The following is a 13,678-nucleotide window of genomic DNA, read 5'->3' as shown; positions in this document are numbered from 1 at the left end:
ATGCGTAATTTCCTAATAACAAAAAAATATGTTAAATAAAAATAGTGAAAAATCAATAAAATGCAAAAAAACCATGAATTATATAACTTTTGTGTTTTTTCTGCCGCTGTAAATTAGGTAAAGAGTATTGCAAAATATGTTTTACATAAACTTCGGAAAAACATGTTTTTATATTCAAATCAGCTTTAAGAAAAATTTATAGTTTAAAAATTTACCACTTCTATTTGTTCTCCTATATAAACTAGTGTTTTTTGTGATACTTTATAACCCATTTTTTCTATTGCGTTTTGGTAATTATTTAATTGCAATTGATATTTTGTGTTATGCTTACCCGTTTTATAGTCTACTAGAAAAACCTCATTTTTAGTATTTAAAACCATTCGGTCTGGCTTAATTGTATTTCCCTCTTTTTGAATAATTGTTTGTTCATTCATCACTTTATTTTCACTTGAAAAACAATTTGAAAGCTCAGAATGGCTCACTATTTCATAAATGGTTTTGTAGACTAACGGCTTTTGATTATGGGTGATTAATCCGTTTTCTATCGATTTTGTGATTGCCAAATCGATATCGTCTCTCGTTTTTACTAATGCTAATATTTCGTGAATTATATTTCCATATTCAATTGCGTCTTGTTGGTGTGTACCCCACATTAAGGACTCTCTTTGGGCAATTTTAATATTTTTTGAATTTAGAACCTCAGTCACTAATGGTATTGTTTTAGTAGTATCAACATGTTTCTCATTTTCTGACAATCTGATTGCGTTTCCGAATTCGTATTTAAATTTATTTTCTTCAAACAGATTCTTGTTTATTAAAAAATTAATAAAAAAAGAACACATATTATTTTTTGGCAGTTCTCTATTTCGGGACAAATTCATATTGGAAATAATGTATAGTTGTTCTTCTGCGCGGGTTAAAGCAACGTATAAAACATTAATATTGTCTAATAACTCTTCCTGTTTCTTCTGATTGTATAACTCATTTGCTTCTTCACCAAAACCTTCTACAGCTTTACTATTATCAATTAATACTTTTTCAAAGCCAAAATCAGCTTCTTCTTTAGTGTTAATCCATAATTTTTGTTTCGGATCTTTATTATAGTCGTTTTCTGCAAAAGGAAAAATTACCACGGGAAACTCTAATCCCTTTGACTTGTGAATGGTCATAATTCGAACTGCGTTAGTTCCTTCTGGTGAAGGAATACTAAATTTTTGTGCGTTTTTATCCCAGTAATTCAAAAAATCTGAAATTCCTGATTGATTACGAATATCACGTTCGAGAACTATATCTAGAAAATACTGAACATAAGCATTCGTTTTCGTTGCATTTAGAAACTTAGAAATAATTATTTCTACTATTTCGTACAATGATTTTTTACGCATGTTTTGAAACGACAAATTAATATTTATCTTTTCAACCCAGTTTTCGAATTCAATTTCATTTGTTAATTCCATTCCTTGAGCTATAAAGTCATGAACTGGCGTTTGATTTTGATTGTTTTGAGCCAAATATTCTAAGAAATAAGCTTTCGCTTCGAGATCTAAGGTGTTTCTTAGATATTTTAATACCTGAATAATGAATCTAACTTCGGTTGCATTTTGAATCATTAGGGTTTCTGATGATAAAAGCGGGATTTTTTGTTCCGTTAAATAATTAGCAATAGCTATTCCTTGACTTTTTTTTCTAGAAAGTATAACAATATCTTTGTATTCAAAGCCTTGCTTTAACACTTTTTGAATTGTATTTAATGTTGCGGTAACATATAAATCGGTTTTCTCTAAAGGTTCTTCTAGTTCATTTAATTCTAGTTCATTTACTTCTGGCAAAAAAGAAATATTTACATACCCTCCTGTTTTACTATTCGTTTTTTGATGGCTATGATTTTGATATAAATCTTTATAATCTAAATTCTCAAATTCGTTGGATAAATGCTGAAAAAAATCGTTATTAAAGTTGATAATTTGAGAATAACTCCGATAATTTTTATCTAAATGTTCTACTTTTTTTTCAGGATTATTAAACGGATTTTCGTTTTTACTTAAAGCTATAAATTGTTCTGCTTTTCCACCTCGCCATCTGTATATAGACTGCTTTGGGTCTCCAACAATCATCAAAGTACCTTTCTCACCATCAATTTCGCTTGAAGTTGCATTATCTATTAACGGAATTAAATTTTGCCATTGCATTTCGGAAGTGTCCTGAAATTCATCAATAAAAAAATGACGATAACGCTCTCCTAATCGTTCGTAAATAAATGGAGCGGGCTGATTTTGAATTTCATTATGAATGATTGCATTAAATTCAGAAATAGACAATACATTTTGCTCTTTTTGAATTTTAGTTAATTCGTTACTCACGGTATTTAAAAGCGTGAGAGGAGTAATATTTTTAAGAAATGCTTTGTAAAAATCTCTCTTTTCAAAAAGAGTGTAAATTTGATTTAGAATTTGTAAAAATTCAGGAATACAATCTTCTATAACATTTATATCTTTTGCGGTTTTATTGATTGAAATATCTTCAAACTCTCTAAACATTTTGTTTTTAGGATTAAATTTACCCTCAACTATACTTTCTAAATGATTGGGAAATGTTCCTCTTGAAAACGATTTTATATCAATTCCTTTTTTTTTAATAATGGATATAACTTGTTTGGCTAATTCAATGTTTTTTGATTCTAACTCAAGACACGTTTGAAGTAACTTTGTTTTAATAGCTATAAAATCGGCAATAGATTTTTCTTTAAAATGTATAATTTCATTCCTGTTATTTTCATTCAATACCAATTTACCTGTTTCTAATATTTCTCTAGAAATATCCCAACTTTTATCATCGTCGGTCTTTTCCATTGTAAAATCGATCAGCAGTTTTGTTAAAACGGCATCCTCTCCAGCTTGAGCAATTAAAGCATCCACAGCCTCATTCAAAAGGTTTTCAGTATCAAGAGTTACTTCAAAAGTCATTGGTAAGTTCAAGTCGTGGGCAAATGCTCGAATTACTTTATGTGTAAATTTATCAATAGTTGAAATATCAAATGCAGCATAATTATGAATAATATGCTTAATGATTTTTTGAGATTTCTCTTTTATTTGTATAGCAGAAAGCTTGGTTTCTAAAATCAAATCGTTAATCAAATCTAAAGCTTTTTTGTTTGGCTCCTCTTTTGCAAATTCAGATAAACTTCCCACAATTCTGCTTTTCATTTCATTAACTGCCTTATTGGTAAAAGTTATGGCAAGAATGTTTCTATAGGCATCATTTTGCTTTGCAGTTAGAATTATTTTAAGATATTCTTTAACCAACGCATAGGTTTTACCTGATCCTGCCGATGCGTCATAAATAGAAAAAGAAGGTCTTTGCATGATGTTGTTTATTAAAAGGTTTTACCTTTTTATCTATAAAAAATGAAATAAATTATTATTGTATAATTTTCATGTTTTAAAAATTATACCGATTTAATATTTAAATTCCAAAGTTAATTGTTTAATTTTGATTTTTATTTTAATTTTTAAAACTAACTTATTATGGCTTTTGAATTACCACAATTACCTTATGCCTATGACGCATTAGAACCTTATATTGATGCTCGAACGATGGAAATTCATCACTCAAAACATCATAATGCCTACACTACTAATCTTAATGCAGCAATTGCAGGAACAGATATGGAGGGTAAGACAATTGAAAATATTTTAATTAATCTTGATAAAAAAAATGCGGCTGTTCGTAACAATGGTGGTGGTTTTTATAATCACAATTTGTATTGGACTGTTATGACTCCGAATGGCGGTGGTCTTCCTACAGGAGATTTACTTGCTGCCATAGAAAGTGCTTTTGATACGTTTGAAGAGTTTAAGGCTAAATTTTCTAAAGCTGGCGCGACTCAATTTGGTTCAGGATGGGCTTGGCTTTGTGTGCACAAAGGAGGAAAACTAGAGGTTTGCGGAACTCCAAATCAAGACAATCCATTGATGCCCGAAGTAGGTTGTGGTGGAACTCCAATTCTAGGAATGGATGTTTGGGAACATGCATATTATTTAAATTATCAAAATAGAAGACCGGATTATATAGAAGCTTTTTTTAATGTAATTAATTGGACTGAAGTATCTAGAAGATATGCTTTAGAAAAATAATTCGTTTTTTTAGCTTATTAGAAAAGACAACAGTATTTAACAACAACGAAAAAGGTGTTTTACAAATTGTAAAACACCTTTTTCGTTGTTTTATATTGCAAAAAAATTGAATTATAAATACCCGTTTTGAAAAATACTGACTTACTTAAAAATAAAAAGGGCGAAATTGCTTTCACCCTTTTTGCCCCAAATCTACCATAAACTTAAACCTACTAAATAAATGGTAGCCCAAAAGTAATAACAATAATATAATTATTAATGCTTTTTTTAAAAATAAATTGGAAATAAGTGAAAATTACCTTTTAATAGCTTTTAAACCACTTTAAACTAAAAAATTTGTCTTAATGTTAATACTATTTGCTTTGGAAAAATTAGCGTTTATAAAGCAGCACCTTTTTAATCTTTGATAAAAAAAATTAGACGCTAAAGTGTTTAAAGATACTATTTCAATAATCAAAAAAAAGGGTGAAATTGCCTTCACCCTTTTTGCCCCAAATCTACCATAAACTTAACCTACTTATGCTATGGTTTATCAAATGTATACTGATATCTTTAACTTAACAAAAAAATTAGACAAAGTACTTTGAAACTCGATAAAATGATGAATTTCAAAATTTTATAAAATAAAAAAGGTGAAATTACTTTCACCCTTTTTGCCCCAAATCTACCATAAACTTAACCTACTTATGCTATGGTTTATCAAATGTATACTGAAATCTTTAACTTAACAAAAAAATTAGATGAAATACACCGAAACTCGATAAAGTGCTAAAATATTGATATTTAATAGGCTCTTATGTCTTTTCCCTCATAAAAATTCATAAACGCACGGTTTACAACTCGATTTCCACCTGGAGTAGGATAATCTCCCGTAAAATACCAATCTCCTAAATTTTTAGGGCAAGATATGTGTAAATTCTCTACGGTTTGAAAAAGAATTTTAACCTCTGCATTGATTTCTGGAGAGCTTAACAAAGCGGCTATTTTATCCGAAACTTCTTGTGGCTGGAATGGCGCATAAATTTTGGTAACATAATTTACTACCGCAGTGTCCTTCATATCTTCTTGAGCTTTGCATTTCAGGTACACTTCATCAACAATATGGTATAAATTTCTTTCTTTTAATAATTCTAAAGCCGCTCTAAAAGCAATTAAACCCTCTAGTTTTGCCATATCTATTCCATAACAATCTGGATATCGAATTTGTGGTGCCGATGAAACAATAATAATAGTTTTAGGTTTTAGCCTGTCCATCATTTTTATAATACTCATTTTAAGAGTTGTTCCTCTTACAATACTATCGTCAATAATTACCAAATTATCTGTTGGCTTTATAACTCCGTATGTTACATCATAGACGTGAGCTACTAAATCATCCCGACTGCTATCTTCTGTAATAAAGGTTCGAAGTTTAGCGTCTTTAATCGCTACTTTTTCAGTTCTTATTTTTACAGCTAGGATTTCCTCCAATTTTTCTTTGGTTAGGGTTTTTCTATTATCGAGAATAAATTTATTTTTTCGTTGATTTAGAAAATCTTGAGCTGCCTCTACCATTCCGTAGAAAGAAGTTTCTGCTGTATTTGGAATATAAGAAAAAACTGTGTTGTCAGTGTCATTACCAATGGCTTCTAAAACTGCTGGAAGAATTAATTTTCCTAAGTTTTTACGTTCTTGATAAATTTCGGCATCGCTCCCTCTTGAAAAATAAATTCTTTCAAAAGAACAGGCTTTTTTAATTGTTGGTGTTAATATATTTTCTTCTGTTACTTTTCCGTTTTTCTTTATGATTAACGCATTTCCTGGTTGCAATTCCTGAACTTTTTCAAAATCTACATTAAAAACAGTTTGTATTACAGGTCTCTCAGAAGCAACAACAACAATTTCATCGTCTTGATAAAAATAAGTTGGCCGAATTCCTGCAGGATCTCTAAATACAAAAGCATCTCCGTGTCCTAAAAGTCCCGCCATTGCATACCCACCGTCTAAATTTTTTGAGGCTTTTTTTAGAATTTTAGCAATATCTAATTTTTCTGCAATAATTGGTGATGCTTCTCTTTTTGAAAAGCCATTGTTTTTACATTCTAAGTACAAATCAGTCACCTCGTCATCAAGAAAATGACCAATCTTTTCCATTACCGTTACTGTATCTGCCATCTCTTTTGGATGCTGACCAATTTCAATTAAACTATTAAAAAGTTCTTTTACATTAGTCATATTAAAATTCCCGGCCAATATCAAGTTTCTGTGCATCCAATTATTCTGACGTAAAAAAGGGTGGACACTTTCAATACTGTTTTTTCCAAAAGTCCCGTAACGCACATGACCTAGGAATAACTCACCTATGTAAGGAATATTTGCTTTTTGAAGTGCTACATTGTCTGAAAATTCGGGATGTAAAGCCATTTCCTCATTGATTCTGTCATTGATTTGAGCAAAAACATCTTGAATGGGTTGTGAGTCATTGGATCGAACTCGACTTATGTATCGTTCTCCGGGATTGACATCTAATTTTATCGATGCTAATCCAGCTCCATCCTGACCTCGATTGTGCTGCTTTTCCATAAGGAGATACATTTTTTGTATTCCGTAAAAAGCAGAACCGTATTTTTCTTTGTAGAATTCTAGTGGTTTTTTTAATCGTAAAAGGGCAATCCCACATTCGTGTTTAATTGCGTCGCTCATTGTAGTAGTTGTTGTGTAGTTAGTAGTTGCGTAAAAAAAATGCCCCGAAAATCGAGGCATAAATTTATGATAATTCTATTTCAAATTGTGTTAAGGCTTTAAATTGTTTCAATCGTTGGCTCACTTCTTCTTTGTTGAGTTCCAACATTCTTTCTGTTCCAAATTTCTCCACACAGAAAGAAGCCAAATTAGAACCTTGAATGATACCTGTTTTCATGGTCTCGAATGAAATATCTCCTTGCTGAGTAATGAATCCCGCAAATCCTCCTGCGAAAGTATCTCCAGCTCCTGTTGGATCAAAAACATCAGCCAAAGGCAAGGCTGGAGCAAAGAAAATATGTTCTCCATGGAAAATTAATGCTCCATGTTCTCCTTTTTTAATCACAACATATTTTGGTCCCAAAGCATGAATTTTAGCCGCAGCTTTTACCAAAGAATATTCTCCTGATAATTGACGAGCTTCTTCATCATTAATGGTAATTACATCAACACGTTTAATTACATCTAATAATTCTGACAATGCACAATCCATCCAAAAGTTCATCGTGTCTAAAACAACTAATTTTGGTTTTTGCTTCATCTGATTCAAAACTCCTGTTTGCACAATTGGGTGCAAGTTTCCAAGCATTACCACATCTGCCTCTTTAAAACTTTCAGGAACAATCGGTTTGAAATCGGCCAATACATTTAACTCTGTAGCCAAAGTATCTCTCGAGTTCATATCGTTGTGGTACCGGCCACTCCAAAAAAAGGTTTTCCCTCCTTTTACTACTTCTAGTCCAGAAATATCTATATTTCTTGATGTTAACAAATCTAAATATTCTTGTGGAAAATCGTCTCCAACAACCGAAACAATAGCGGATTTCAAATTAAAATGAGAAGCTGAAAGCCCTATAAAGGTACCTGCTCCTCCTAAAATTTTGTCTGTTTTTCCAAAAGGAGTTTCAATAGCATCAAAAGCAACAGTTCCAACAATCAATAATTTATTCATATGTAGATTTAATTTTCTTTTTATAAGTAATATGGAATTCGCTTATTAGAATTTGATGTTTACAAAAAAAAATCTAAAATAAGCCCATTTAATTTTTTTAGTTTCGAATTAAGCTACAAAGATAGTTTATAAGTTACAAAGTTGCAAAGGTTGTGAGTTGCAAAGTATTTAAAAAAGTTTCTCCTCCTCTTTTTCATAAAACTCATCAATAGAAAGATTTTTCTGTAAGGAAGCCATTACTGCTAGTTCATCGCATCGCTCATTTTGAGGATGATTATTATGGCCCTTAATCCATTTGAAATCGACTTGGTGTTTTTTATAAATAAGTAGAAATCGTTTCCATAAATCAGGATTTTTTTTTCCTACAAAACCTTTTTTCTCCCAACCAAAAACCCATTTTTTTTGAACTGAATCCACCACATATTTAGAATCAGAAATAACTAATACAGCTGTATTATGATTCTTTAATTTTTCTAAACCAACAATCACCGCCAATAATTCCATTCTATTATTAGTGGTGTGTCTAAATCCCTCATAAAACTCTTTTCGGTATGGTTTTCCTACCCATTCCATAACAACACCATAACCACCGTTTCCGGGATTTCCTTTGGCTGCTCCGTCTGTGTATATGTGTACCTCGTGTTCCAAAATATGAAGTTAGATGTTCGAAGTTATCAATTTTTCAATAACTTCGGGGAAGTATTGTTGCTCTAATTCATGAATTTTTACAGCAATTTCTTCAGCAGTTATACAATCTTTTATGCCTACATTTTTCTGAAAAATTGTTTTACCTTCATCATAATGCTCGTTAACATAATGAATCGTTATTCCGGTTTCTGACTCTTTATTTTCTAATACCGATTGGTGCACATTCATGCCATACATCCCTTTTCCTCCATACTTTGGTAATAAAGCGGGATGAATATTTATTATTTTATTTGAATACGATTGAATAATATTTTCTGGTAACTGTAATAAAAAACCAGCAAGCACTATTAAATCAGGTTGAAATTCATTTAGTTTTTGTAAGAATATTTCTGTTTTTAAATCCTCTTTTGAAAAAACTACTGCTGTAACATGATGCTTTTGGGCACGTTCTAATACTTTGGCTTTAGGGTTATTACAAAAAACTGCAACTACATTTGCTTGCCTAATTTTTTTGAAATGCAATATAATGTTTTCGGCATTTGTGCCCGATCCAGAAGCAAATAGTACAATGTTTTTCATTTATCACCAAATTTAGTATGTACAAAAAAAAGAATAATAAATAAGATTAAGATGTGTTTATTATTATTTTTTTTTAAATTCGTAACTATATTTATTAACTAAAGCGTTGTTTTAAAATAAAGTTTTTTATTTTTGCCAACAAATTAAATTTAAAATTAAAGATTATGTCAGACATTGCATCAAGAGTTAAAGCGATTATCGTAGACAAATTAGGCGTTGACGAGAACGAAGTTGTAACAGAAGCAAGCTTCACAAATGATTTAGGAGCAGATTCATTAGACACTGTTGAGCTTATCATGGAGTTCGAAAAAGAATTTGACATTCAAATTCCAGACGACCAAGCAGAAAACATCGCTACTGTTGGTCAAGCTATCTCTTACATCGAAGAAGCTAAAAAATAATAAATTCACACCCGTATACTTAGTTAAGTTTACGGGTGTTTTTTATTTTTACATTTTTTAATCCCTGATTGTATTTCAATCAATATTATAATTTATTGTAATACCTATGTCTTTTTATGATTTATACATAGAAGAAAGCATAGGTATTATTTTTTAAATTCTTAATTTAAAAACAAAACGTATGGAATTAAGACGAGTTGTTGTTACAGGTTTAGGTGCGCTTACTCCTATTGGGAATAACATTCAAGAATATTGGAACGGTTTAATAAATGGTGTTAGCGGAGCTGCTCCAATTACCTATTTTGACACCACCCATTTTAAAACCAAATTTGCTTGCGAATTAAAAAATTTTAATGTTGAAGATTTTTTAGATCGAAAAGAAGCTCGAAAAATGGATCGTTATGCACAATATGCGATGGTTTCTGCCGAAGAAGCTGTTAACGATGCAAAATTTGATTTCGAAAAATTAGACAAAGACCGAGTTGGAGTTATTTGGGGTTCTGGTATCGGTGGTTTAGAAACCTTTCAACAAGAAGTTACTGATTTTGTAAATGGAAATGGCGTGCCAAAATTTAATCCGTTCTTCATTCCAAAAATGATTGCTGATATTGCTGGTGGTCATATCTCCATAAAATATGGTTTTAGAGGGCCAAACTTTACCACAGTATCGGCATGTGCATCGTCTACAAATGCAATGATTGATGCATTCAATTACATTCGTTTAGGTCATGCCGATGTTATTGTTACTGGCGGTTCTGAAGCTGCGGTAACTATTGCAGGAATGGGTGGGTTTAATGCCATGCATGCTTTATCGACTAGAAATGATGACCCAAAAACAGCTTCTAGACCAATGGATGCTGAACGTGATGGCTTTATTTTAGGTGAGGGTGCTGGTGCATTAATTCTTGAAGAATACCATCATGCCATTGCTCGTGGTGCGACTATATATTGTGAAATTAGCGGTGGCGGAATGTCTGCTGATGCGCACCACATTACAGCTCCTCATCCTGAAGGATTGGGTGCAAAAAATGTAATGATAAATTGTCTAAGAGATGCTGGATTAAAACCAGAAGATGTTGATGGCGTTAATATGCACGGTACTTCAACTCCTTTAGGTGATTTGGCTGAAAGCAAAGCTATTTTACATGTTTTTGGTGATCATGCGTATACAATGAACTTGAATTCAACCAAATCGATGACTGGTCATTTACTTGGAGCTGCTGGTGCTATAGAAACTATTTCATGTATTCTTTCTATTAAACATGGAATTGTTCCTCCAACAATTAATCATTTTACAGATGATGAAAATATCGATCCTAAATTGAATTTTACTTTCAACAAAGCTCAAAAAAGAGATGTAAAAGTTTTAATGAGTAATACTTTTGGTTTTGGCGGACACAATGCTTGTGTTTTAGTTAAAAAATTAGAATCATAAATCTTGAAACGTATTATACAAAAATTATTTAAAAACTCCCGTTCTCCTGAAGACGGGATTTTTTTTAATGAAATTGAAAAAATTATAGGTTTTAAGCCTTTACAATTGGAGAATTATAAGAAAGCATTTACACATCGTTCTTCTAATAGACTAGATGATAACGGAAATGCCATTAGCTACGAAAGATTGGAGTTTTTGGGCGATGCTATGCTCAGTTCTGTTATTGCGGCACATCTTTTTAATAAAGTTCCAACTGGAGACGAAGGGTATTTAACCAAAATGCGTTCTAAAATTGTTAGCAGGGAACATCTAAATGAGTTAGGACGAGATTTGAAACTAATTCGATTTGTAGAAAGTAAAGTTCCTGTTAATCACTTTGGCGAAAATATTCACGGAAATATTTTTGAGGCTTTAGTAGGAGCTATATATTTAGATCAAGGGTACTCCTATTGCGAAAAATTTATTCAGAAAAGAGTTATTGCACCTTATGTAGATATTGCTAGACTAGAAGGAAAAGTAATTAGCTACAAGAGTTTGCTTATTGAGTGGTGTCAGAAAGAAAAAAAATCATTTCATTATGACGTTTTTGAAGATAACAGCATAGGCGGAGAACGCTTATATGGAGTAAAGTTAAGTATTGATTGCAAAGTTATCGCAAAATCTAGAGCCACTTCTAAGAAGAAAGCTGAGGAAATTGCCTCGAAAAGAGCCTATTTTGCATTTCAAGAAAAAATTGACATGAAATAATCTCAAATCAATAAAACTATATCGTTTTCGTTGCTAAGTTCTTTTTTTTGTTGTTAATTCTTATTTAAATTATACTACATTTACCAGATATTTTTTAATAAAAAATGGCTGTACTCAAGTTACATCTTGATGAGTTTGATGAAATAGATTATGACCTTATCGCCATCCATTCTGTTTTGGAAGATTATCGATTAGCCTATCTAATAAATCAGAAACTGCCTATTGTTTTATCAAAAAGCAAGGATGATATTGGCATTACCATTAATGAAGGAGAAGCTTTATTTATAAAATTTATTTGCGAGGATTTTAAAAATGATATTCATTGGAGTTTAATTCAGAACAAAAATGAAATTATCATAAAAAAAAGAAGTCTAGGGCAAAATTTATTTTTAAATACCGATGTAGAAATTGCCACAAAAGTATATTTAGTTCCTGAACTAAAAAAAGTAGATTATTTTTTGAAAATTAAAAATAACAAAGGTATTTTTGACCTTGAAGAAATAATTAAAAAAATCAATACAATAGATAGAATTTCGACAGTATATGCCGTAATTCCTGAAACAATAAAATCAAAAAACAATTTAATTTTTTAAAACAAATGTCGACAAACAAAAAAACGAAAATTGTAGCCACACTTGGACCTGCATGTAGTACTCGAGAAATCATTAAAAACATGATTGATGCAGGTGTAAATGTTTTTAGAATAAACTTTTCGCATGCTGATTATGAGGATGTAAAAACCAGAATTAATATAATAAGAGAACTTAACAAAGAATTTGGTTACACAACAGCTATTCTTGCTGACTTACAAGGTCCTAAACTTCGTGTAGGAGTTATGGAAGACGGCGTTGTCGTAAATGACGGCGATTTAATTAATTTTACAACAGCTGAAGATATTATTGGAACATCCAAAAAAGTCTTTATGAAATATAAAAACTTTCCTAACGATGTAAATCCTGGAGAAAGAATATTATTAGATGATGGAAAACTTATTTTTGAAATTGTTGAAACGGACAAAAAAACCGAGGTAATAGCTAAAGTAATTCAAGGTGGTGAATTAAAATCTAAAAAAGGAGTTAATCTTCCTAATACAAAAATATCTCTACCAGCAATGACAGAAAAAGATATTGCTGATGCGATTTTTGCAATAGGACAAAATGTAGATTGGATAGCACTTTCGTTTGTAAAAACTCCTCGTGATTTACAAGACCTTCAAGAGTTAATTGCAAAACATTCTGAATGTAAGATTCCTATAGTTGCAAAAATAGAGATGCCAGAAGCATTAGAAAATATTGATAGAATTGTTGCTTATTGTGATGCATTAATGGTTGCTCGTGGAGACTTAGGAGTTGAACTTCCTGCTCATGAAGTACCTTTAGTTCAAAAAGAATTGATTAGACGCGCAAAAACAGCTCGTATTCCTGTAATCGTAGCTACACAAATGATGGAAACCATGATTACAAGCTTAACTCCAACTCGTGCCGAAGTTAATGACGTTGCAAACTCTGTAATGGATGGAGCTGATGCGGTTATGCTTTCTGGAGAAACTGCAACTGGAAATTATCCTGTTCAGGTTATTGAAAAAATGACCCAAATTATTGAAGCCGTTGAAGATTCTCCGCTCATACAAGTACCTCAAAATACTCCGCAAGTAAGAACCAACCGATTTATAACTAAAACCATTTGCCATCATGCTGCCTCTATGGCTAATGTCATAAAAGCCAAAGCAATTTGCACTTTAACAAATAGTGGCTATACTGCTTTTCAAATCTCGGCTTGGAGACCATCGGCACATATTTTAGTGTTTACTTCCAATAAAAGAATTCTTACACAGCTTAATTTGTTATGGGGAGTGAAATCATTTTATTATGCAAAAAATGTTAGTACTGATGATACTGTTACTGACGTAAATGAAATTGCAAGACAAAAAGGATTCGTAAAAAAAGGCGATTTCCTTATTAATTTAGCAGCAATGCCAATAACTGATAAAGGAATGGTAAATACTTTAAGGGTTTCTGAAATAGAGTAATTTCTTAAAAAACATATCTTCAATCCGATCTTT

General features: G+C 31.5%; 11 protein-coding genes. 6 read left to right on the top strand and 5 right to left on the bottom strand.

Features of this window, described 5'->3' with window-relative positions:
• Window positions 1-203: 203 nt before the first annotated feature.
• Window positions 204-3,362 (bottom strand): UvrD-helicase domain-containing protein, encoded by a 3,159-nt coding sequence (locus ACFQ0S_RS01635; protein ID WP_379752532.1) that lies wholly within the window; start codon window positions 3,360-3,362, stop codon window positions 204-206.
• A gap of 162 nt (window positions 3,363-3,524) precedes the next feature.
• Here ACFQ0S_RS01635 and ACFQ0S_RS01630 point away from each other — a divergent pair, with 162 nt between their 5' ends.
• Window positions 3,525-4,133 carry a superoxide dismutase gene (locus tag ACFQ0S_RS01630; RefSeq protein ID WP_379752530.1) on the top strand — a complete coding sequence of 203 codons (609 nt, stop codon included), beginning with the start codon at window positions 3,525-3,527 and terminating at the stop codon, window positions 4,131-4,133.
• A 783-nt stretch (window positions 4,134-4,916) separates the two neighbouring features.
• Here ACFQ0S_RS01630 and ACFQ0S_RS01625 read toward each other — a convergent pair.
• The 4 genes from ACFQ0S_RS01625 to purN form a co-directional block, all read right to left on the bottom strand.
• Window positions 4,917-6,815 carry an amidophosphoribosyltransferase gene (locus tag ACFQ0S_RS01625; RefSeq protein ID WP_379752528.1) on the bottom strand — a complete coding sequence of 633 codons (1,899 nt, stop codon included), beginning with the start codon at window positions 6,813-6,815 and terminating at the stop codon, window positions 4,917-4,919.
• 64 nt (window positions 6,816-6,879) lie between these two features.
• Entirely contained in the window at window positions 6,880-7,806 is a 927-nt protein-coding gene (locus ACFQ0S_RS01620; RefSeq protein ID WP_379752526.1) for a PfkB family carbohydrate kinase, read from the bottom strand.
• 168 nt (window positions 7,807-7,974) lie between these two features.
• Window positions 7,975-8,454: a ribonuclease HI gene (gene rnhA, locus ACFQ0S_RS01615; RefSeq protein WP_379752524.1), complete on the bottom strand. Its 480-nt coding sequence runs from the start codon at window positions 8,452-8,454 to the stop codon at window positions 7,975-7,977.
• Window positions 8,455-8,463: 9 nt separating this feature from the next.
• A complete protein-coding gene (gene purN, locus ACFQ0S_RS01610) occupies window positions 8,464-9,033 on the bottom strand; it encodes a phosphoribosylglycinamide formyltransferase (RefSeq protein ID WP_379752522.1) in 570 nt (189 codons plus the stop codon).
• A 164-nt stretch (window positions 9,034-9,197) separates the two neighbouring features.
• On the opposite strand from purN, the gene ACFQ0S_RS01605 reads away from it, so the two are divergent.
• The 5 genes from ACFQ0S_RS01605 (at window position 9,198) to pyk (ending at window position 13,645) form a co-directional block, all read left to right on the top strand.
• Window positions 9,198-9,434 (top strand): acyl carrier protein, encoded by a 237-nt coding sequence (locus tag ACFQ0S_RS01605; protein ID WP_007137004.1) that lies wholly within the window; start codon window positions 9,198-9,200, stop codon window positions 9,432-9,434.
• A 181-nt stretch (window positions 9,435-9,615) separates the two neighbouring features.
• A complete protein-coding gene (fabF, locus tag ACFQ0S_RS01600) occupies window positions 9,616-10,869 on the top strand; it encodes a beta-ketoacyl-ACP synthase II (RefSeq protein ID WP_379752520.1) in 1,254 nt (417 codons plus the stop codon).
• A gap of 3 nt (window positions 10,870-10,872) precedes the next feature.
• Entirely contained in the window at window positions 10,873-11,616 is a 744-nt protein-coding gene (locus tag ACFQ0S_RS01595; protein ID WP_379752518.1) for a ribonuclease III family protein, read from the top strand.
• A gap of 104 nt (window positions 11,617-11,720) precedes the next feature.
• Window positions 11,721-12,209, top strand: coding sequence for an IPExxxVDY family protein (locus ACFQ0S_RS01590; RefSeq protein WP_379752516.1), 489 nt, complete (start codon window positions 11,721-11,723; stop codon window positions 12,207-12,209).
• Window positions 12,210-12,214: 5 nt separating this feature from the next.
• A complete protein-coding gene (pyk, locus tag ACFQ0S_RS01585; RefSeq protein WP_379752514.1) occupies window positions 12,215-13,645 on the top strand; it encodes a pyruvate kinase in 1,431 nt (476 codons plus the stop codon).
• The last annotated feature ends 33 nt before the right edge of the window (window positions 13,646-13,678 follow it).

The organism is Flavobacterium myungsuense, assembly GCF_042677265.1.
Classification (GTDB): domain Bacteria; phylum Bacteroidota; class Bacteroidia; order Flavobacteriales; family Flavobacteriaceae; genus Flavobacterium; species Flavobacterium myungsuense.
This window is presented reverse-complemented; position numbering and strand designations above follow the sequence as displayed.